The organism is Paraburkholderia sp. RL18-085-BIA-A (genome assembly GCF_046027075.1).
Classification (GTDB): Bacteria; Pseudomonadota; Gammaproteobacteria; order Burkholderiales; family Burkholderiaceae; genus Paraburkholderia.
The window spans coordinates 1-20,101 of record NZ_JARESU010000042.1 but is presented as its reverse complement, the minus strand read 5'-3'; the positions used below and the strand labels follow the sequence as shown (position 1 = coordinate 20,101).

The following is a 20,101-nucleotide window of genomic DNA, read 5'->3' as shown; positions in this document are numbered from 1 at the left end:
AACAGGAACCGCAGTCGCTCAGACGAACCGCGCGTTACTTGCCCGCATCGCTCCAGTTGTTGCCGCCCTTGCAGTTCAGCTGCGAGCCTTGAGCCTGACACCAGGCTTCATAACCTGGCGAGTAGAGCCACTCGCCGAGCCAGTGCGGATTGACGTAAGGCTCGCTCTTCGGCGTATCGGCAACGAAGTTGGTCGCGTCGTCGGTGCTGCCCGAACCCGTGTAACGCGCGACCGCCGGATACGGGAACACCGGACGTGTGCGCGTCGTCTGGCCGGTCGAGCCGACGATCGACGCGACGATCTTGCCCGGCTTCGTGCCGCTCTCGGCCCACGCCATCACCGAGGTCACGATGTCGAACGTGTTCGGACCTTCGCCGCCACCGCAGTGCGCGACGCCGGGGAACAGGTAGAGCCGGGTGAACTGCTCGACCTTGTCGCTCCCCATCACGTTCCTCATCTGCTCGTAGTACCCGATCGTGCCCTCCGGCGTGATGTGCTGGTCTTCGAGCCCGTGCCACAGAATCAGCTTGCCGCCACGACGTGCGAACGGGCTCAGATCCGGGTCGGTTGCCGCTAGATAATTCGACGTCGGGACGGTCTTCATGAAACCCTCGATCGTGAACTTGAGGTCGCTCAGAGTCGCGGACGGCTTCGAGCCATTGAAGTAGTCGAGGTACGCGAGGAACGGCAGAACGAAGTTGATCGACCCGCTAGGCCCGGCATCGGTCGCCGGTACGAACAGCGACCAGTTCAGTTCGCCGCCCCATTCGCGGGAGATCGTCTGCTCGAGAAGCAAGCCGTTCGAATCGGTCGCGCCGTCACGAATCGCGCGCACGACGCCCGCTTCCGCCTGCGACAGGCATGTGGATGCATCCTGGCCTTTCGCACATAGCAGCGTCGATGGGTCGAAATGACAGACCCGCGGATTGTCGATCACGCCATCGGTCACGCCGTCGAGGCTGTCGCACGCCTTCAATGCTGCAGCATGAATCAGCGGCAGCTTGCTCGCGAGCAGAATGTACTTGCCGGTCTTCGGATCGGCGTTGATCACCGCGGGCCACGCGTGATGGAACGTGTTCTGGACGATCAGGTCATTGGCCGGCGCGCCTGCGGCGATACCGTCGAAGTCGTCCGGGAAACGCTGTGCTTCCATCAACGCCTCGCGGCCGCCATCGGAGCAACCGTCGAAGTACGAGTACTTCGCGGGCCGCGCGTAGAACTTGTTGATGATCGCCTTGGCTACCTGTGCGGTTGCGTGCTCGCCGCGATACGCGAAATCGATCTTGGCCTGCGGACTGAGTGCCCATGAGCCGTCGTTGCCGCCTTCGTGACCCATGTCGGTCGCGGCCATCGCGATCTGCCCATTGGTTACGGGCACGCATGTCGAAGCCATCGGCGCATTGACCGACAGGTTGCCGCAAAGGCCGCCACAACCGTCCTGCAGATAGCGCTGTGTCCAACCTTGCGTGGGCAACTGCAACTCGAACAACGACGCGCCCGGCCCTATCGTTCCCTTCACGTCGCACACTGGGGCGGGCAACGTGTTTTGCCCCACGGCCGTTCCGGCGGGAAGCATCGTCGCGGATGCAATCGTGACTGTGCCGTCGGTCACGCCACTGAGGTCCATGCTCATCACGGCTGCGCAGTTCATTGCGGGCATGACTGCGGGGAGGTTTGCCAAACCGGCTGAGTTGGCGTTTGCGTTGGGGTTGGAGTTGGTGGCGTTCGCACTGAATGGCATGCCGATCGTAAATGTCATTGCGAAGGCTGTGATTAGTCATGCGAATGATCGTCCGCTCGCGGGCAGATGCGGGTGCCTCCTATTTCGCAAGGCTCGCGACACAGCGAGCATGCCGCGTGTCGCCCATCCTGTTTGGAAAAGTACAGGCATCTTTGTCTCCTGTCATTGTCGTCGATTGATGCGGACACTGTCACCGCCGCTCGAAATGGGAACGCTTCGGACGCACCGCAAACGACCTCGTGCGCGCGTTCCAATATAGGCGGCAAGCTTGCGGGAAAGAAGGAGCGAGACCGTTGGTGACGACTCGTACAAAATAAGTTATCCGAAGCTTTCTATACAAAACATGGAATTACAGGCGTAGCGAAAACCTGGCTTTCAATTACAAAATATATAAAAATCAAAAGGGGTAGATTCAATGGATGAGCAACTACCTGCTCGTGAGCGGGTTCTGCTGCCAGCTTCTCCGCATCGCCGGGCGATAAGAAAAATAGATCGACTTGCTCGACTTTCGCAATCCATGACCGCTCGACATGAGCGTAATTCCATTGATGTCATGGACGACCGCTGCGGTGCGATGGCGGCGCCTGACTGTATCTCGTCCGATACGTAGAAACTGCTCTGCTGCGAGAAACAAGCGCGGCAGCGCTCGCCACGGCTTTGAAGCAAAGCGAGCGGGTTCGCATTTCGGCAACGTTCCGCCGTGTCCGTCGTGAGCTATCGCTCGATGCAGCGCGGCTATTGACCAACGTCATGAACCAATGAGACAGTAGTGCGCGGCGCTCGCGCCGTCACTCAAGCGCTTTTGAAAAACAGAGATCCCCACCCGCCCTTCCACGCAGAGGCGGGGCTCAATCGGCACTCCAACCTGTGGAGAAACATGCAATGAGCACGACCCTGGTTCCCGACAATACGTTGATCACCGCAACGCCGGAAGAAGGGCGTCAGCTTGCGATCAAAATGGCGCGCCTTGTCATCAAGGCAACCCAGCCCGATGACAGCATCCGTAGCAAGTTGCGGGACGTCTATGCCAACGACGCCGCCATGCTGATCCAGGCCGGCCACGTCGTCGCGATCGAATTCGCGACCATTGCGGCGGCGAACAATTATTGGCGGGCTTAGTTGCTTTGGCAAGGGGCGGCACTCGGACCAATGGCTGTCGAACGTATGGATGAATGTTGGGGCGGTGCGAGTACCTGCGCCGCGAGAAGCCACCGCTCGTTTTAGTTTCGGTAACTAATCAATGATCAAAAAAAGTCATCGAGGCGAAGCTTTCCATCAACGATGGTCGCTTGCGTCGCGCGGCATTGCGCGACGTTGATGAGGCAGCCCAAAACCATAATCGGCCGGGAAAAGAGAAAGGCCTCACAAGCGATGCTTGTAGGGCCTTGATTTCTTTGGTCGGGGCGAGAGGATTTGAACCTCCTGCCACCTGCACCCGATGCAGCCAGGCAATGTCCGAGAAAGTCGCGCCCGTTTTGGCATCTGACCCGCCCAGCAGTTTCGACCAACCGCAGTGCGGACAAACGTGCAGGAAGATCAAGACCTTCCGGCTTCCAAAAGGAACCAGATCCGTTCTTCCGCCTGGTCTATCCAGTCTTCAATCAAACTCGCCGTGGCCACGTCCTCTTTCTTGTCGCAGACCTTGTGCACTTCCCTCAAGAATCCGACGAACGATTCGTTGTCTTTACGCAGCTCGCTCAACATATTCTCTGGTGCAACGAATTCCACATTGTTGTCTTCGATGCGACTTTGTTCGGCAATTTGTCCAACTGATCGCAGCGTAGTCTTGCCGAGCTTTCGCACGCGTTCAGCGATGGGATCGATGATTGCAAAAATCGCCACTGCCTGATCGTCAAGGAGAAGGTGGTAGTCCCGAAAATGAGGTCCGCTCACGTGCCAGTGAAAGTTCTTGGTTTTGATATAGAGCGCGAACGCGTCAGCGAGCAGTGCGTTAAGACTCCTCGCGATCTCTTCCTTCGCATCGGGACCAAGGTCGGTGTGCGTTGCCAATTTGATGGACATAGAAGACTTTGTGCAAGTCATGATTTTCTCCGAGGGAAAAGTTGCCGGATAGACTCAAGCTGGAGCAAGAAATCTTGTCTCATCGCCTAGAAGTGTCCGGTCGGGTCGGCGGGTAACGTCAAATTCGTTCCACCAACCTGGTACGGAGAATCTTTGCGGCCGATTCGCTATCAATCACCTCCACGACGAGAGAAATACCATGCTCGCCAGCGCATTTCCAATTAAGAGAAACTCTGGAAGAGATAGGGAAGGCAGCAGGCCGAAACCTACTCCCCCAGGAAAGAGACCATTGCCACCTTGATGCGTTACGCCGCCTCATCAAGGGCGGCAGGCGGTTCCAGACGTAGAGCGGTGGCGGCAACGAGATTACGGCCGGCATCGACGGCTTGTCTCCGTCGGCCAACAACGTGCAATTGACGCACCCAGGAAAATGACCGTCGATTGCCAGATCGTTCGTACCACGCGTCGCACGGCTCCGGTGACCTGCTTCCTTCAACTGGACCAAAAGGCTTCCAGTAAAGGCCCGCTCAAGCCAGATGTCCGTCGTTTCGCCATAAAGCGGCATCTGCTACGGACTTCGATTTACCGCAAAGGACTCACCGCCACTATCAGAGCTATAAAGACAACCCATTTGCAGCCATGTGTCGCAAACAATAGTATTGCTGACAAGCCTTTCTGCCAACCCATCGTCCTAATATGCAACTGCTCTCGATCGGAATTAATCACCACACCGCGCCGGTCGCCTTGCGCGAACGAGTGGCGTTCCCGCTCGAACAGATCCGGCCCGCCCTGCGGACGCTGAAAGCCGCGTGGCGGAGGCACAATAATCCGCGCGGTGGTACGGTGCATACCGCGCCGGCGATGGGCAAGCTCGCGTTCAGCGGCGACGCGCTGTCTGAAGCGGCGATCCTGTCGACCTGCAACCGCACCGAAATCTACTGCGCGACAGATGACCACGCCGCGCCTGAGCACGCGATTGCGTGGCTCTCCGCATATCACGGCATTGAGGCTGACGAACTGGCGCCGCATGTCTACGCGCTGCCACAAACGGAAGCGGTGCGCCACGCGATGCGCGTCGCGTCGGGCCTCGACTCGATGGCGCTCGGTGAAACGCAGATTCTCGGTCAGATGAAAGAGGCCGTGCGCACCGCGTCCGAAGTCGGCGCGATGGGGACGTATCTGAATCAGATGTTCCAGCGTACCTTCTCGGCCGCAAAGGAAGTGCGCGGTCAGACCGACGTCGGCGCGCATTCGGTATCGATGGCCGCAGCAGCGGTGCGGCTGGCGCAGCGGATCTTCGATAAGATCTCTAGCCAACGCGTATTGTTCATCGGCGCGGGCGAGATGATCGAACTGTGCGCCGCCCATTTTTCGGCGCAGGCGCCGCGCGCTCTGGTAGTGGCGAACCGCACCCCCGAGCGCGGCAGCAAACTCGCCAAACGCTTCAACGGTCAGGCGATTCCACTTGCGGACCTGCCCGAGCGGCTGCATGAGTTCGACATCGTGGTGTCGTGTACCGCGTCCGCGTTGCCGATCATCGGCCTCGGAGCGGTCGAGCGCGCAATCAAGACGCGCAAGCACCGGCCGATGTTCATGCTCGACCTCGCCGTGCCGCGCGACATCGAACAGGAAGCCGGGCGGCTCCAAGACGTCTTCCTTTACACGGTCGATGATCTCAGCACAATCGTGCGCGACGGCACCGCAATGCGTCAGGCCGCAGTTGCCCAAGCCGAAGCGATCATCGAGACACGCGTTCAAGGGTTTATGCAGTGGCTCGACCAGCGCAGCGTGGTGCCGGTGATCCGACATATGCACACGCAGGCCGACGCGCTGCGGCGCGTCGAACTCGAGCGCGCGCAGAAAATGCTCGCTCGCGGCGACGACCCTGCCGCGGTACTCGAAGCACTGTCGCAGGCGCTCACCAACAAGTTCATCCACGGTCCGACACATGCGCTCACGCATGCTTGCGGCGGCGACCGGGACAAGCTCGTCGCTCTGTTGTCTGGATGCTATCGCCACTCAGCCTCGTCCGAGCGGTAGCCGCGCGCGCCGCCACTTCTCCATAGCTGCTCCGGTTGCTTCCGGCTGGAGCAGTTGCTGGGCGGGGCTTGCACCCACTGCAAAGTGTCACCTTTTTACGGCGCACACCCACAACGGTCGTTTATGCAAACCGGTCACTGAGTGCTGCCGTCTCAATCAGCCTCCCCTATGGGACAAATCGCCACTGCTCATCACTGAACGGTCAATCAGAGGCTGCCATCAGGTCGCAATCACCGGCGACCGTTGAGCGACCGGGATGGACTCTTTCTGGACTATAAGGTACGTGGACAATCGCGGTTCCAAGGGTGCCAGACTCTATCCTGAAGACCGCCCGGCGCTTGGATTGTGCGTTATCGCGCGAAATACCATTTCCTGGAATGGGATTGACTGCATGAGAAACCGACGGTATTTTTTGCTACGGGGCGTCACGCCCCCTGCGCCGCCTCACAGTTCATTTCGATTCCGTGCCGGCTGTGGACGCTCGTCGGCACGCAAACTCGGACCGAAGCCATGCGTATCTACTTCCAGAACGCGTCTATCCCGACGCGGGCCGCCAATCGGCTTAAATACCGCCTTTCTCTGAAGGAATCCCAGGCGCGACAGGTGACCTCCGAAGTCTTCGGCTATAGAGACTGGACCGACCTCCACAACGAGTTGGGCAGCAAAGTAGCTTCCGCGCTCGACGAGGTGTGTGACAGCGCGACACTAACCGAGCGACGCGTATATCAGGCGTCGCAATTGCTCGCATCGTCAGTTGATCTTCACGGTGAATCCGCGGACGACTTTGTTCGATGGTGGCAACCATCGGCCGCGCATGCGCACGAAGAGGGCCGGGACCCGACACCAACACCGTTTGCCGGCTCAAAAGAAGATCAGAGTTTTCAAGAAGCGCTTAGCACGTTGGCTCACGCCGCGCACCATCCCGTTGGCCAATTCGAACAAGCGCTCATGGCTGGCATTCACAGAACGGAAAACGAAAGCTCGCTGAGGCTTGTAGAATCGATTGCTGATGAGTTGCTAAGCGGCAACCGAAACCGGGAACCCGAAGTGGCTCGTCATCTCCTCGAGGCTTTGGCCTCGCGAGGGCTGCCCCGGTCGATACTGAACCTGGCGACGAGTTTGACGCTTGGCGATGGTGGGCCCAAAGACGAAAAGAGAGCCAGGGATTTGCTTGAGCAGTTGGCTGAATCTGCTTCAATTCCCAATGATCTGAAGCGGATTGCCGAATCGCGCCTTGGCAACCCCTAATCAATTGGCATCCCGCAGAAGCCAGTAGATCAATCGCTCTGCAGTTGCGGGAGCGGGCGGCCCAGACCGGCGGCGGCGCCGCTGCACTCTACGCCAGATCGTATCGCGACGCGCTTCACAAAAGAGGGATCGACCAGCAGAGCCGTGAAAGCTGGTCGGCCCTATCGGCTCGTGGCACCGAAATATGGCACGTGCCCGCTTCGACGAATCCCGGACACTCCTCTTACTTTTCCACCCAGAGCTGGCTGCCTCTCTCGCTAAAGGTCAGGCTCTCCTGAAGTTCTCAGACGACCATGGAAGCTCCTCTTTTATGACAATCCAGGTTCGGATCTTTTCCAAACGTCATTCATACAAGTTGAGTTGACTGCATCGTGGCAGCTATAGACAACGGAAACCGACCCATCCTGGACACCCGGATAAGTAGCAGACTGTCTTGAACGGTCACTCATGAGCGGCCTCTGGGTAGATGAGCACAAGTGCCCGCATACGAGATACATTGGGGGTCACGTCACCTGACCGGTCGAGGCCCCGGGAGCCGGAACGATGGCCCGAGAAAAGTGTTCTGAAGTCGGTCACTGGCGCGACCCCCTCCGCTGCCGCAGGAATCCTGCGAACAGCGATCTTCGAAGAAATGGCGGCGAGCCAAGGCAGCGCGGGATGAGCTTGGCGGCGAAGCGGTGTGAGCTGCGTGCCGCCGTCCCAGCCACCGCAAGGAGTCGCTCCGATGGTTGAAACAGCCGCCCTTGTCCCGGAGGATCAGCATTTCATCCTCTCGAGCTTGACGCCAGGCCGGGCGCAGACACGGCTTGCCCTTGCCGTCGTGCTCGCCTTGCTGGTCGCCTTTTTCGCCATAGCCGGGCGGTTCTCGGGCCTCCATCTGCAGCGGATCGATGCCTTCGTTCCGATGTATGCCACGGCGATGTTCGTGAACGATTCGATCACCGCCGTCCTGCTGTTTGCGCAGTTCTCCATCCTTCGTTCGCGTGCACTCCTCGTGATCGCAAGTGGATATCTCTTCACAGGGCTCGTCTTGATCCCGTGGACGCTGACGTTTCCCGGCATCTTCGCGCCAGACGGGCTCCTTGACGCCGGCCCACAGAGCACGGCTTGGCTCTACATCCTGTGGCACGCGGGCTTCCCGATGTTCGTCATCGCCTATGCCCTTTTGAAGGATGCCGATCCGGCCAAGCGGTTGTGGCGGGGCTCCACGGGTGCGGCTATCCTGTCGAGCGTTGCCATGACCGCGGCGATCGTGTGTGCAGCGACATTGATAGTCACAGTGGGAAATGCGCTGCTGCCCCGCCTGCTGGTCGATACGGTGCATCTTTCCACGCTCTGGTTTTATGCGGCCGGGGCCGCAGCGCTGATGAGCGTCGTTGCGCTCATCGTGCTCTGGGTCTGGCGGCGATCAGTGCTCTATTTGTGGCTGATGGTGGTCATGTGCGCGTACGTGCTAGAGATCTGTCTGATCTCTTTCCCGGTTCCGGCCCGCTACACGGTCGGCTGGTATGCTGGCCGGGTCTGCGGGTTCCTGTCCGGCAGTCTCGTCCTGTTTGTCCTGCTGTACGAGATAACGACGCTTTACGCGCAGCTGCTGCGCGCGGTCTTCGCACAACGCCGCGAGCGCGAGGCACGGCTGGTGACCGGGGAGGCAGTCGCGGCCACGATTGCTCACGAGGTCAAGCAGCCATTGTCGGCGATGGTCACAAATGCCGATGCGGGCTTGCGCTGGCTTAATCGCGCGACGCCCGATCTCGACGAAACGAAGGCGGCACTCGGGCAGATCGTCGCTAACGGCCATCGCGCGGCAGCGGTGATCCAAAGAGTTCGGACCATGTTCAGGACGGGTGAACTGAACAGAACCGCGTTTGACGTCAACGGTCTCGTCGGGGAAACCGTTGCCTTGGTGCGCGCCGACCTGCAGAAGCACCGGGTAATGGTCCAGACAGAACTGGCTGAACGGCTACCGAAGGTAACAGGGGATCAAATCCAGCTACAGCAAGTGCTTCTAAACCTGATCGCAAATGCCATCGATTCGATGGCGGACATGGATGAGCCGCGGGTCCTACGCGTGAAATCCGACGTCCACGACGAACGCGGGGTAATAGTATCGGTAACGGACACCGGAACAGGCGTCGGCCCGCATGACATCGACCGGATATTCGACCCGCTCTTCACCACGAAATCTGAAGGTATGGGAATGGGCCTGGCGATTTGCCGCTCAATTATCGAGGCACATAACGGCCGCATGTGGGTGTCCCCAAACAAGCCGCATGGCGCCGTCTTTCAGTTTGTCCTGCGCACCGAGTGTGCGACCTCGGCCGATACTCCACGAGGAGACCAACCCAACGATCTCCGGTCTAATTCGCGCCTCTGATACCGATAGATAATCGACGATCGAATCGACATCCTTCGGCTCGATTGGTGCTTTGTAGACAAAGCGCGCGTCTGCGATCGTCGGAAACTGCATATTTCCGGTTCTGTCGCAAGGTATGCAAGATGGACACGCTGCGCGAGGCATATGCGCTGGCCAGAAAGAACAACAGCGCTCCGGCTATCGACGAGGCCATCGAGGCGCAAGGCGTGGAGCCGTTTCTTGAGCAGATACAAGGCGACCTGATCGGGCGGAAAAGCCACTGAGCAAGTCAGTGGCCGCAAGACACACGCACACGAGAGATCGCTGCGCGAACCGCGATCATCCCCATTCATGGACGAAAAATTCGTCCCCTCCCGATCCGCTTCGGGTCCGCCGCAAAGACAATCCCGGTGGCGCCTCGGCAGAGTCATGTACATCTCAAGCCCGGTTAATTCGATCCCGGAAGTCACCGAGATTGGACTTCCGACAGGTTAAAGTCCGCGCAGTGGGCAAACGAACGGCGCGGTCCTCGGACATACCTACATTCGCGCCGTAAAAAGTGGTGCAACCTTGGCATCCGCCGCGACGCCATGCGCCATGCGCCAATCGCGCCACGCCAGAGGCGCTAGGTAATCAACGTTTGACTTGCCAGAACGGATAAAGCATGGCGCGTTCGACGCTCGAAGCGTGCACGACATGCCGACAGCGAAATCACCTCTTCTAGTGTCTTGCGTGCCGATCAGCTTCAGGAAGATTTTCCCGGTCGACGAGGCCAGCATTACTTTCCGATCCTTACTATCTCTTGCCACCCGACACCAGGATATACGCTTACGCGTTTCCCCGCTTTTTCCAACTGCCATTCCACCAGTTCAGTGGTGAAATTCGACACTTTGCCCACGTGACAAGCCTCCCAAACGTCGAACCGTTTTTAATTACATACTCCAAATTGTCAGCAGCGGCAGCCGGGCGATGCTTTGTCGGAGCCGACTTTGATGTGCTTAAGGCCTCAAGATCAACTTGGCGCAGACTTTGTTGTGCGCCAATATCTGCATCAAAGAAAGAACGATTCGACCAGGACTTCTTAAACAGTTCTAGCCATTGCAAAGGCCGTGCGCCGACGCACACTTGTATCTGAGCGCCCGTTTTATCCGTAGTCAGCTTAGCCCTGAGTACGCGCGAAGTTGTGTCGACGCGTACGACGCCGGACACTTCACGGACCAAGTGCCATTGAGGGAATCGCTCGCGACCCAGTGGGCCCGTTCGACCAGGGCTGCCAAAGGTCTGGTCGTTACCGGTCAATGACGAATCTGTAATCAACCGGCAAGCGTGCCGCCATCTGCCCGATCCAATAATGACCGCACGGTCTCAACGGTCCTCCTTGACTGCACAACCGTTCATGCCACACGTAAAAGGCGCCAGTGTCGCCGGGCCTTCTTGCCGCAGACGATTTGATTGTTACCGAATAGCTGGATTCATGAAAGCCAGCGCTCCCGTCGTTCTTTGCTACGGACTTTGCACATTGCGTCCTAAGTCACAAGAATGGCACTGGAATAGTAGTGGATAGCCATGGTCGCCCGGGGAATCGGGAAATCCGTCGAAAAGGATCACTCGACAGACGAATCTCGCGCTCGTATGAGGAGTTGCGGTTTTATAGCTAGTGAGCTTAGGTTGGTAAAAGATTGACACCTCTCTCGGTATATGTCCTCACTTACAATAGTGAGCGGCACTTAGACAAGGTTCTGGCGGCCGCGAAGCGCGTGGCGGATGATCTGCTGGTTGTAGATAGCGGCAGCAACGACGCAACGTTAGCAATCACTGCCAGACACGGTGCCAGAATAGTGCACCGCACCTTTGACAATTTTCGCGCACAGCGACTTTTTGCCAACAGCGTATGCTTACATCAGACTGTGATGTTTTTTGATAGCGATGAGATCGCCAGCGACGCATTGATTGATGAAGTAATGGCGCTAAAAGTAGCGGGGTTTTCGCACGATGCCTATGCTGTTCGCCGCGACTGGCTAGTAAGGGGCAGGGTCGTCCACGCTCTCATGCCCGCTGGTTGTCCTGACTACCCCATTCGCATATATCACCGTGATAAAACTGATTTTACGGAACACAGCGTTCACGAAACTCCTATCGGCTATGAAAGTGTTGGGCGCATCGAATCCCCATTGGTCCACCATACCTTTGAGACTAACTCCGAGCTGATGCGTAAGCTTGATCTATACACCGACCTGGCCGCAGCCGATTTACTCGACAGAGGGAAGTGGATTGGCATACTTTGGCTGAAGCAGTGGATCAGTCCAGTCGGGGCATTCGGAAAATGGTATATCCGTCGTGGAAATTGGCGCGATGGTCGAGTGGGATTAATATTGGCACTGTACGCCTTTACATATACACACCGCAAATATCGCAAAGCGTTTCTGATGATCAATTCCTGACTAACCCGCATTGGGCAATGAGCGGTATCGGGTGCGATTCAAGATAAAGCTCCAATATTGGCAACCCTCACACGCCCCCTGCACTGTGGTACGTCGAGAGAGGACGATGACCCTTGTACCTCGAAAGCCGCCGTTGGCCGAACGAACCGGCGAATGGCGAAGAAGGGTCGGGAGTCCGTATCCGCAGGCAGCGAAACCCGACGTTCGCAGTCGCGGAGGTCCGAATGGCAGAAAAGCAACCTGAAGCCGCCTCATGAACGGCGACAGCTGAACGTCGGTTCAGCCGATGAACGAGATCGTCTTTTACGATTGGGTGGCCGGTTACGGGGGCGGTGCCGACGCTTGAACGTCCGGTCGACGACGCATGTGAATGGCGGTTTGTGGCCGGACCCGGTCTCATGTCGAACTTCCGTAGACGACCCGTTGCTGCCCGTCGGTTAGCTTCTCCGTGGTGCCTCCAGCGTTGCCGTTGGTGCAGCGCCTTCGAACCCACGCGGCAAAAATGGGAGACCGTTCGCCCGAAGCGTACTTCTTCCCTTCGCGGCCCAACGGCCCGACCCGGTTCCTGAAATCATTATTCTCGCCTGCGACACAATCGGGCAGTCTGCCGCGAATGGCAGCAGCGCGTCCCTCGCAGGCAAACACCGCTCAGGCGCCGGCTTGCAGCCGTGTTGCCGCGTCTCGCAACGCCGTGCGCAACCCTTCCTCGACGACGGGGTGATAGAGCGGCATCCCGAGCATATCGTCGAGTGTGGCCTGCATTTGCAAGCTCCACGCCAGCAGATGACCGATATGTTCCGCGGCCGGCCCGAACCATTCCGCGCCGACGAAGCGCCGCGTCGCGCGATCGATGTACACCCGTGCGCGTCCGCGGTTCTTCAGCATGACGCGGCTGCGTCCCTGATCGTCGAAGCTCACTTCGCCGGCGACGAAGCTATCCGGTGCGAGATCGCGATGCCGTGCCCCAACCATGGCGATTTGAGGGTCCGAGAAAACGATGGCGAGCGGCGCGCGCCTCACCAGCGGCACGACATCGGGATAGCGCGCAGCGTTGCGGCCGGCGGCGCGCCCTTCGTCGGCGGCTTCGTGCAGCAGCGGCAGGATTCCATTCGCGTCGCCCGCAATGAAGACCGGATGTGCGCCCGCCTGCAGCGTGTCGCGATCGAAGCGCGGCACGCCGTGCCCGTCCAGTTCGAGAGAAGTGTTTTCAAGGCCCAGATGCGCAACGTTTGCGCGTCGCCCAGCCGCTGCGAGGACGTATTCATAGGTGCGATCGACATAGGTTCCGTCGGCGCGCGCATAGCGGATCCGCACGCCGTCCTCGACTGCGGTCGCGGCCTCGAGCGTACCCTGCGGCTCGAAGTGGAACGCTTCGGCAAACGTCGAACGCGCTTGCTCCACGATCACCGGGTCCGTCAGCGGGCCCACGCCACCGCGTGCGCCAAACACGCTCACCTCCACCCCAAGGCGCGCCAGCGCCTGGCCGAGCTCCAGCCCGATCACGCCCGGGCCAATCACCGCCACGCTGCGCGGCAGCGTCTGCCAGGCGAACACGTCGTCGTTCACGATGACGCGCTCGCCCACGCCAGCGAGAATCTCGGGCACCACGGGGGTCGAACCGGTCGCGATCACCACGCTCGCCGCATGCACGAGCGTATCGCCGCCGACTTGCAGCACCCGGTCGTCGATAAAGTGTGCGTGACCAACCAGCCGGTCCGCTTCTGGCAACGCGTAGACGCCATCCACGACGAAGCCGACGAAGCGGTCGCGCTCGCCGCGCACGCGCTCCATTACCGCCTTGCCGTCTACCCGCACGCCCTCGACCCGCACGCCAAACGGGTCCGCATGACTCGCGGCATGCGCGGCTTCCGCCGCCGCGATCAGCAGCTTCGACGGCATGCACCCCACTCGCGCACACGTCGTGCCGTATTCACCGCCTTCGATGATTACGGCCGTGCGGCCTTCGGCTTTCGCGCTGCGGTAGGCCGAAAGCCCGGCCGTACCTGCGCCGATGACGGCGACGTCTGTACGAATGGTGCGCATGGGAATCTCTCCTGTCGATGGCTGGGTGCTGCGAGCTGCGGGTTACTCGACTGCCGGGAAATCGAGCGTCGTGTCGTTCACGCGATTGACGAGATTCGTGAACGTAATCGACGCGATGGCGAGGTTGATTTCGATGAGCTGGCGTTCGGTATAACCGGCTGCGCGCACCGCATCGACGGCCGCCGCGGGCACCGTGCCGCGCGCACCGACCAGCGTGCGCACGTAGGTCACGAGCGCGTCGCGCTTCGCGTCGCCGGTTGCAAGGCCGGCACGCACCTGCTTCATGCCGTCGCTCGACAGGCCGGCGAGCTTGCCCATCAACGTGTGCGCGGCGACACAGTAGTCACAGCCCACGTGTTCGCTGACGGCCAGCTTGATGACTTCGATGTCCGCCTTGCCGAGCGTGCTGGCACCAACCGCTGCGTCGAACGCGAGCGCCGCGCTGAGCGCTTCCGGGCTGTGCGTGCCGACGGTCGCATACGCATTGGGTACCTTGCCGACGGCCTTCTTGATCTTCGCGAACACTTCGGCGGCCGCGCCGGTCGCGTCTTCGGGGCGAATGGTGGTCAAACGGGACATGATTGCCTCCTTCCTTCGGGGTTGATCGGGTTAGCCATGTCGTATGGCATGCGAGTCAGTGTAGGGATGCATAGCGAGTTCTTTAATGCCATACTTTCGCAACTTCATGCTCAAACGTCTCACATGGAACTTCTGGACCGACTGCTCTCGCTGATGCCGGTCACCGGACGGCTGGATGTCCGGTGCCACTTCGGCTCGCCGTGGCGGATCGAGCATCCAGAGTCGAACGAGTGGGAATTCCCCTATCACGTGCTGTTGCGCGGTGAGGCTGTCATCGAAGCTGCCACCGGCGGGAAAAGCGAACCGGCGCTTCGCATGCAAGCCGGCGATATCGTGCTGTTTCCCTCCGGCAGCGCTCATACGTTGCGCGACGGCAGCGGCAATCCACCCCGTGCGGTGCGCGAGCAGCACAAGGACGGATTGACGATTGCCACGAACGGCAGCACACGTCAGGGCGCCGACGTGTTGTGCGGGCGCTTCGTGCTGCCGGCCGTGCCGCAACAGCTAATGCGCGACCATCTGCCGGGACGTTTGCTTGTGAGCAGCGTGAGCGCGGGCGACGGACAGACGCGCGACGCCGCGTTTGCAGCAAGCCGGCTTGCGCGAGTCATCGAGTTGATGCGCGAGGAGGCGTTCGAGCAGCGCCCGGGCAGCGAGGCAGTCGTGAATCAGCTTTCGGGCGCCCTGTTTGCGCTGACCCTGCGCTGCGCCTCCGATTCCGACGAAGCGCCGCGCGGCTTGCTCGCGCTTGCGCAGCGTCAGCGGCTGCAACCGGCTCTCGCGGCCATGTTCGACGAAGCCGGCAAGCCCTGGACGCTTCCGAAGCTGGCTGAGCTCTGCCACATGTCGCGTGCCACGTTCGCACGCCATTTCGACGAAGCGATCGGCCGCTCAGCAAGCGACGTGCTCACGGAAATTCGCATGGCGCTCGCTGGACGCAAGGTAAGCGATCCATCAAACCCAACCTTGCGGCATAGCCGGCGCAGCCGGATGCTTCGTCCTGTGATTTCTGACACGGAGCGAACATGCAAGCGGGACTGGAATTCTGGGCACCCCACGTAGCGGCGATGGAGCAGGAGTCGGTGCCGACGGCGGAGTATGCGAAGCGCCACGGCCTGGCGTTGCACAGCCTGTATTACTGGCGGCAGAAGATAAAAACGGCGGCGGCGCAGACATCCGGCTCACCAGAGCGAAGCAGCACGTTCGTGGCGTTGACAGTCAGTGAGCGAGTTCCCGCGCAGCAGCCCGGCGGTTGCACGCTGGTGCTCGGTCCGGGCGTACGCGTGGAGTTACCGGCGCTACCCGCCCCTGAGTGGCTGGCCGCGCTCGGGCGCGCCATGCAGGGGGCCCGCTGATGCATCCGGGCTGCACGCTTACGCAAGTGTACCTGTGTCGTCATCCTGTGGACTTTCGCAAGTCGATCGATGGCCTGAGCGCACTGGTCGAGCAGGAGCTGGAGCTGAGTCCGTTCGGCAGCGCCCTGTACGTGTTCATCAACCGCCAGAAGGACAAGCTCAAGGCGCTGTACTGGCATCGCAACGGGTTCTGTCTGTGGTACAAGCGCGCGGAGAAGGAGAAGTTCGCCTGGCCACGCGAGGGCAGCGAGCCGACGCAAGTTGTGACGATGCAGGAGCTGCAGTGGTTGCTGGAAGGGTTCGATCTGTGGAACAACGGGCCGCATAAAACATTGCATTTTAAATCGGTATCCTAATCGATTATGGTGTTAACATGGTGGCATGCCTGCTGCCAGGAAGACACCTTCGATCCGACACAAGCTTGCGTTACCTGAAGTCAAGGCGACGCCGCTGCCGCCGCTGCCTGCGCAGTTGCCTGACGATGTGGAGGCGTTGAAGGCGTTGCTGCATGCCCAGCAGGCGGCGCATCAGCAAGCGATCGATCAGAGCGTTCAGCAGGCGGTCGTGCAGGCCCACGAACACGCGATGCGCCACATCGACCACCTGTACGAGCAGTTCGTGCTGCTGCGCCAGCGGCACTTCGGCGCGAGCACGGAACAGTCCTCGGGCCAGGCGCACCTGTTCGACGAAGCGGAGGTGCTGGCCGCCGCGAGCACACCCGAGCAGGACCAGGTACCCCTTCCATCGCAGGGTGACGCTGCGGCCGATGTCGGGAAGAAGGCCGCGGGCAAGCCCGCGCGAGGCAAGCGCGCGCCGCTGCCGTCCGGGTTGCCGCGCGTGGACATCGTGCATGACGTGCCCGAAGATCAGCGCCTGTGCCCATGTGGCACACCGATGGTCGAGATCGGCGAGGACATCAGCGAACAGCTCGACATTGTGCCGATGCAGGTGCGTGTGCTGCGCCATATCCGCAAGCGCTACGGCTGCCCGGGCAGCGAGCACGCGCCGATGGTCGCGGCGTTGCCCGCGCAGCCGCTGCCCAGGAGCAACGCGAGCCCCGATCTGCTGGCGATGCTGCTCACGGTCAAGTTCGCTGACGGTCTGTCGCTTGCACGCTTCGAATACGTGCTCGAGCGCGCCGGCGTCGCGGTGCCGCGTCAGACCCTGGCGCGCTGGGTGATCGGCGCGGCCGGTGTGCTGCAGCCGCTGCATAACCTGATGCGCGACGAACTGTTCAACGGTTCGGTCCTGCACATGGATGAGACCGTGGTGCAGGTGCTCAAGGAACGCGACAGGTCGCCTACCTCGCAAAGTTACATGTGGGTGCAGACCGGTGGCCCGCCTGAACGACCGGTCGTGGTGTTCGACTACGACCCGGGCCGTGGCGGCGCGGTACCGGTGCGGCTGCTCGAAGGCTACCAGGGCTATCTGATGACCGACGGCTACGACGGCTATAACGCGGTGGCCAAGACCGAAGGCATCGAGCACCTGGCCTGTATGGCTCACGCGCGAAGGCGCTTTGTCGAGGCGACGCGCGTGCAGCCCAAGGGCAAGCGCGGCCGGGCCGATGAGGCGATCGAGCTGATCGGCCGGCTGTACGGTATCGAGCGCGAATACAAGGAGGCGAAGGACGACGCGCGGCTCGTCGCGCGTCAAACGCGCAGCGTGCCAATCCTGGCTGAACTCAAGGCGTGGCTGGACACCACGCTGCCCACGGTCCCGCCGAAGACGGCGCTGGGCGAGGCACTGGCGTATCTGCACAAGTACTGGTCGCGGCTGGTGCGCTACACCGAGCGCGGCGATTTGCCCATCGATAATAACCGCTGCGAAAACAGCATTCGTCCCTTTGCCGTGGGCAGGCGCCGCTGGATGTTCTGCGATACACCCGCGGGCGCACACGCGAGTGCGGTGATCTACTCGCTCGTCGAAACGGCACGCGCCAACGGCCTCGAGCCGTACACCTGGCTGCGCCGGGTGCTGCGCGAATTGCCGGCGGCCCAGTCCGTTGAGGCCGTCGATGCGTTGTTGCCGTGGAATCTCCATCGCCAGGATTTAGCCAGCGAAATGACGCCCTGAACAGTCTGGGTTTGGTGGATCGCTTACGACGCAAGCTGGCGCAAACACGGTTGTCTGTCGCCGAGATTGGCGAAGCGGTGGGATACCAATCGGAAGCCGCGTTTCAGCGAGTTTTCAAACGGCAGGTAGGCATGACGCCAGCGCAGTGGCGCGCCCGTTCAAAGCGCGGGGAAACGGAAGAGGCGGGAGCATCTTAGGCATCCTCTGCGTTCCCGTTGCCCCAAGCAATTCCCTCACCGGCAGAAGGCGCTGACGTCATTCGCGCCGACATAGGTCCCATGTCCGCACAGTTTGGGACAATGAGGGGAGATTTTGGATGGTGCTGCGCTTGTGCTGCTGCCCACGCCATGACTGCTTCCAAAGCTACGCGATCGACCGGTTGAATCCACCGGGTGAGCCGACGTCTGAACGTCCGAGTGGACCGACGGGCGAATGACGCTTGCTGGCCGGTTCTTGCCCATATCGACATGAGAAATCTACCTGAACGCGACGCCCGTACCCGTCGTAGTAAGCCGGGGAAGCCGTGCAAAATCCTCGAGTCTTCTCAACGTCAGCAATTGGCCCTGCCTCTGTGTGTCGGCTAACGGCGGCACGAGGATCCGGAACGGCCCCATCATTCGGCGCAAAGCAGCCAATTAACGTTTGAGCTCGGGCTGCGGCCCGCTAAAGCCAACACGCCCGTCACGAAGCGCGAACGCCGCCCCCCGTTGAACGTCAATCCTCTAGGCGCCAATTTTATAGGGGCGGGTCATGACCTCAAGAAAATGACCGTCAGGATCGTCGAAATACATTCCCCGGCCACCGTTGTGCAGATAGGTTTCGCCGGCACGCTGTTTGCCAGGATCGGCCCAGTACTGAAGCCCTCTCTCACGAATACGGGCGAAGACCCGGTCGAATTCGTCCTCACTGATCAGAAACGCGTAATGCTGCATGGAAATCGCGCTGTCGCTTTCGAAGAAGTCGAGCGACACGTCATTTTCGAGCTGAACGACCAGCATCTGCCCGAACTCGATGGGACTCGACAGCCCCAGAATGTCCACGAGAAACCTTGTCGATTTCTGCTTATCGCTACACCAGACGATAGCATGGTTTAGTTGTACGCTCATGTTGCGCCCCTCATTGAAATGTGGCCGGGATGCCCTTCTGGAGAGGAAGGGTCTCCTGTCTCGCCATGAATCCAACATATCCGACACCTGATGGCATTCAAGTGAAATGTAACTGCGACCGGCAGCTGGTGGCCCAGAGCGTGTCAAAACGCCTGGCCACAGGGAATCGACGAAACCTGTCTCAGCGCAGGTCGCGACTGATGAGGTGCGGGAACACAAACGTCAAATCACAACCGCACATATTGCGCAGGCTCAACAACCCCATGCGGGCATCACGCCCGCATCGCCTTCATAGGCGTTTCTGAACCGAGTAGCTTGATCACCCGCTTCATGTTGTACGCGAGCACGTGCAAGCTCATCTCCGTGCTCACACGTTCGATGGTTCGTGTCAGGAAATGGGTTGCGCCCACCACGCCTTGATCGTGCCGAATGGATGCTCGACAGTCTGCGGCCGGATTCGCATCATCTCAGGGGCATGATCAAGTCGCGCCTGCATCTCTTCGAGCACGGCTTCGTGCTCCCAGCGTGTCACCCGGCGTTGAGGACCCGGCGTGCGGGCCTCTTTGAGCGAACATTGCTGGCGATTCGAACTCCAATACTTACTGACTTTCAGGCCGCGCTCAATGATTGAGAATCGACAGATGAGCCGCTCGCCTGCCGGACAGCGATATTCGTTCGTCTGTGGGTTGTAGATAAAATCGTCCTTGCTGAAGCGGCCATGAGCTGTTGCGCTTGAGGTCACTTTCTTCGGTACAAATGCGATGATTCCAGCCTCATGGCATGCGAGTATTTCCGCGCTCTTGTAGTCGCCGCGATCTGCAACCGCGGTGAGCTTGTGCCACAGAATGCAGAATCCCTGGAACGGCAAACCCTGCTGCCCGCATTCGACTGGTTTGACCGCATCGCGCCCTTAATAGAACACAATAACCACTGTCTATCGAACCCGGTCGATACGGGAAGCGCTGCGGTGCCGCTGTGGGTAATGCAAGCAGAAGTTACCAATTGACGCAAGTGTCAGGAGGCGACCAGAATCACCGGAATCCAGTCACGAACCGTCCATCGATAGTAGCCACCGCGAAGTTCGGGCCCTGATC

General features: G+C 60.2%; 18 protein-coding genes and 1 pseudogene. 11 read left to right on the top strand and 8 right to left on the bottom strand.

The genetic code is table 11. The features are described from left to right. Window positions 1-34: 34 nt before the first annotated feature. Window positions 35-1,741: a tannase/feruloyl esterase family alpha/beta hydrolase gene (locus P0D89_RS25640; RefSeq protein WP_408357975.1), complete on the bottom strand. Its 1,707-nt coding sequence runs from the start codon at window positions 1,739-1,741 to the stop codon at window positions 35-37. Between the two features lie 882 nt (window positions 1,742-2,623). On the opposite strand from P0D89_RS25640, the gene P0D89_RS25635 reads away from it, so the two are divergent. After that, window positions 2,624-2,860 carry a hexameric tyrosine-coordinated heme protein gene (locus P0D89_RS25635; protein WP_408357968.1) on the top strand — a complete coding sequence of 79 codons (237 nt, stop codon included), beginning with the start codon at window positions 2,624-2,626 and terminating at the stop codon, window positions 2,858-2,860. A gap of 118 nt (window positions 2,861-2,978) precedes the next feature. Here the strand turns inward: P0D89_RS25635 and P0D89_RS25630 are convergent, their stop codons facing one another. Beyond that, window positions 2,979-3,281 carry a hypothetical protein gene (locus P0D89_RS25630; protein WP_408357969.1) on the bottom strand — a complete coding sequence of 101 codons (303 nt, stop codon included), beginning with the start codon at window positions 3,279-3,281 and terminating at the stop codon, window positions 2,979-2,981. Continuing rightward, complete coding sequence (locus P0D89_RS25625) at window positions 3,278-3,763, bottom strand: Dps family protein (protein ID WP_408377434.1); 486 nt, start codon at window positions 3,761-3,763, stop codon at window positions 3,278-3,280. Before P0D89_RS25625 ends, P0D89_RS25630 begins: the two co-directional genes overlap by 4 nt. A 696-nt stretch (window positions 3,764-4,459) precedes the next feature. On the opposite strand from P0D89_RS25625, the gene hemA reads away from it, so the two are divergent. From hemA to P0D89_RS25605, 4 genes are all read left to right on the top strand, one after another. After that, complete coding sequence (gene hemA / locus P0D89_RS25620) at window positions 4,460-5,803, top strand: glutamyl-tRNA reductase (protein ID WP_408357971.1); 1,344 nt, start codon at window positions 4,460-4,462, stop codon at window positions 5,801-5,803. A 510-nt stretch (window positions 5,804-6,313) separates the two neighbouring features. Next, the gene (locus P0D89_RS25615) at window positions 6,314-7,051 is read left to right on the top strand and encodes an SEL1-like repeat protein (protein ID WP_408377432.1); all 738 of its coding nucleotides are present in this window, start codon (window positions 6,314-6,316) and stop codon (window positions 7,049-7,051) included. A 724-nt stretch (window positions 7,052-7,775) separates the two neighbouring features. Further along, a complete protein-coding gene (locus tag P0D89_RS25610) occupies window positions 7,776-9,428 on the top strand; it encodes a sensor histidine kinase (RefSeq protein WP_408377430.1) in 1,653 nt (550 codons plus the stop codon). A gap of 122 nt (window positions 9,429-9,550) precedes the next feature. Continuing rightward, complete coding sequence (locus P0D89_RS25605) at window positions 9,551-9,691, top strand: hypothetical protein (RefSeq protein WP_408369899.1); 141 nt, start codon at window positions 9,551-9,553, stop codon at window positions 9,689-9,691. Window positions 9,692-9,946: 255 nt separating this feature from the next. Here P0D89_RS25605 and P0D89_RS25600 read toward each other — a convergent pair whose 3' ends face one another. Further along, the gene (locus P0D89_RS25600) at window positions 9,947-10,186 is read right to left on the bottom strand and encodes a hypothetical protein (protein ID WP_408369896.1); all 240 of its coding nucleotides are present in this window, start codon (window positions 10,184-10,186) and stop codon (window positions 9,947-9,949) included. Between the two features lie 900 nt (window positions 10,187-11,086). Between P0D89_RS25600 and P0D89_RS25595 the strand changes: the two genes are divergently transcribed. Then, the gene (locus P0D89_RS25595) at window positions 11,087-11,848 is read left to right on the top strand and encodes a glycosyltransferase family 2 protein (protein WP_408369894.1); all 762 of its coding nucleotides are present in this window, start codon (window positions 11,087-11,089) and stop codon (window positions 11,846-11,848) included. Between the two features lie 648 nt (window positions 11,849-12,496). Here P0D89_RS25595 and P0D89_RS25590 read toward each other — a convergent pair. Together P0D89_RS25590 and P0D89_RS25585 are read right to left on the bottom strand one after the other, a co-directional pair. Then, complete coding sequence (locus tag P0D89_RS25590) at window positions 12,497-13,891, bottom strand: dihydrolipoyl dehydrogenase (RefSeq protein ID WP_408369892.1); 1,395 nt, start codon at window positions 13,889-13,891, stop codon at window positions 12,497-12,499. 42 nt (window positions 13,892-13,933) lie between these two features. Next, window positions 13,934-14,470, bottom strand: coding sequence for a carboxymuconolactone decarboxylase family protein (locus P0D89_RS25585; protein ID WP_408369889.1), 537 nt, complete (start codon window positions 14,468-14,470; stop codon window positions 13,934-13,936). 123 nt (window positions 14,471-14,593) lie between these two features. On the opposite strand from P0D89_RS25585, the gene P0D89_RS25580 reads away from it, so the two are divergent. The 5 genes from P0D89_RS25580 (at window position 14,594) to P0D89_RS25560 (ending at window position 18,098) form a co-directional block, all read left to right on the top strand. Then, a complete protein-coding gene (locus P0D89_RS25580) occupies window positions 14,594-15,532 on the top strand; it encodes an AraC family transcriptional regulator (RefSeq protein WP_408377428.1) in 939 nt (312 codons plus the stop codon). After that, window positions 15,496-15,825: an IS66 family insertion sequence element accessory protein TnpA gene (gene tnpA, locus P0D89_RS25575; protein WP_408370909.1), complete on the top strand. Its 330-nt coding sequence runs from the start codon at window positions 15,496-15,498 to the stop codon at window positions 15,823-15,825. Before P0D89_RS25580 ends, tnpA begins: the two co-directional genes overlap by 37 nt. Beyond that, complete coding sequence (tnpB, locus tag P0D89_RS25570; protein ID WP_408370907.1) at window positions 15,825-16,181, top strand: IS66 family insertion sequence element accessory protein TnpB; 357 nt, start codon at window positions 15,825-15,827, stop codon at window positions 16,179-16,181. Before tnpA ends, tnpB begins: the two co-directional genes overlap by 1 nt. Before the next feature lie 94 nt (window positions 16,182-16,275). Then, window positions 16,276-17,901 carry an IS66 family transposase gene (gene tnpC / locus P0D89_RS25565; protein WP_408370911.1) on the top strand — a complete coding sequence of 542 codons (1,626 nt, stop codon included), beginning with the start codon at window positions 16,276-16,278 and terminating at the stop codon, window positions 17,899-17,901. After that, a complete protein-coding gene (locus P0D89_RS25560) occupies window positions 17,856-18,098 on the top strand; it encodes a helix-turn-helix domain-containing protein (RefSeq protein WP_408377426.1) in 243 nt (80 codons plus the stop codon). The genes tnpC and P0D89_RS25560 overlap by 46 nt, the downstream gene beginning before the upstream one ends. A 525-nt stretch (window positions 18,099-18,623) precedes the next feature. Here P0D89_RS25560 and P0D89_RS25555 read toward each other — a convergent pair. Together P0D89_RS25555 and P0D89_RS25550 are read right to left on the bottom strand one after the other, a co-directional pair. Further along, on the bottom strand, window positions 18,624-19,007 hold the full coding sequence (locus tag P0D89_RS25555) for a VOC family protein (protein ID WP_408370999.1): 384 nt from the start codon (window positions 19,005-19,007) through the stop codon (window positions 18,624-18,626). Window positions 19,008-19,279: 272 nt separating this feature from the next. Further along, window positions 19,280-19,839: pseudogene (locus tag P0D89_RS25550) on the bottom strand (transposase); the annotation flags it as partial. Between the last annotated feature and the right edge of the window lie 262 nt (window positions 19,840-20,101).

What these genes read in the sequence shown, in the direction of transcription:
- P0D89_RS25590 (WP_408369892.1), bottom strand. Translation starts at nt 13,891, where the DNA reads ATGCGCACCATTCGTACAGACGTCGCCGTCATCGGCGCAGGTACGGCC.
- tnpA (WP_408370909.1), top strand. Translation starts at nt 15,496, where the DNA reads ATGCAAGCGGGACTGGAATTCTGGGCACCCCACGTAGCGGCGATGGAG.
- P0D89_RS25635 (WP_408357968.1), top strand. Translation starts at nt 2,624, where the DNA reads ATGAGCACGACCCTGGTTCCCGACAATACGTTGATCACCGCAACGCCG.
- P0D89_RS25585 (WP_408369889.1), bottom strand. Translation starts at nt 14,470, where the DNA reads ATGTCCCGTTTGACCACCATTCGCCCCGAAGACGCGACCGGCGCGGCC.
- P0D89_RS25610 (WP_408377430.1), top strand. Translation starts at nt 7,776, where the DNA reads ATGGTTGAAACAGCCGCCCTTGTCCCGGAGGATCAGCATTTCATCCTC.
- P0D89_RS25640 (WP_408357975.1), bottom strand. Translation starts at nt 1,741, where the DNA reads ATGCCATTCAGTGCGAACGCCACCAACTCCAACCCCAACGCAAACGCC.
- hemA (WP_408357971.1), top strand. Translation starts at nt 4,460, where the DNA reads ATGCAACTGCTCTCGATCGGAATTAATCACCACACCGCGCCGGTCGCC.
- tnpB (WP_408370907.1), top strand. Translation starts at nt 15,825, where the DNA reads ATGCATCCGGGCTGCACGCTTACGCAAGTGTACCTGTGTCGTCATCCT.
- P0D89_RS25605 (WP_408369899.1), top strand. Translation starts at nt 9,551, where the DNA reads ATGGACACGCTGCGCGAGGCATATGCGCTGGCCAGAAAGAACAACAGC.
- P0D89_RS25615 (WP_408377432.1), top strand. Translation starts at nt 6,314, where the DNA reads ATGCGTATCTACTTCCAGAACGCGTCTATCCCGACGCGGGCCGCCAAT.
- P0D89_RS25600 (WP_408369896.1), bottom strand. Translation starts at nt 10,186, where the DNA reads ATGCTGGCCTCGTCGACCGGGAAAATCTTCCTGAAGCTGATCGGCACG.
- P0D89_RS25625 (WP_408377434.1), bottom strand. Translation starts at nt 3,763, where the DNA reads ATGTCCATCAAATTGGCAACGCACACCGACCTTGGTCCCGATGCGAAG.
- P0D89_RS25555 (WP_408370999.1), bottom strand. Translation starts at nt 19,007, where the DNA reads ATGAGCGTACAACTAAACCATGCTATCGTCTGGTGTAGCGATAAGCAG.
- P0D89_RS25580 (WP_408377428.1), top strand. Translation starts at nt 14,594, where the DNA reads ATGGAACTTCTGGACCGACTGCTCTCGCTGATGCCGGTCACCGGACGG.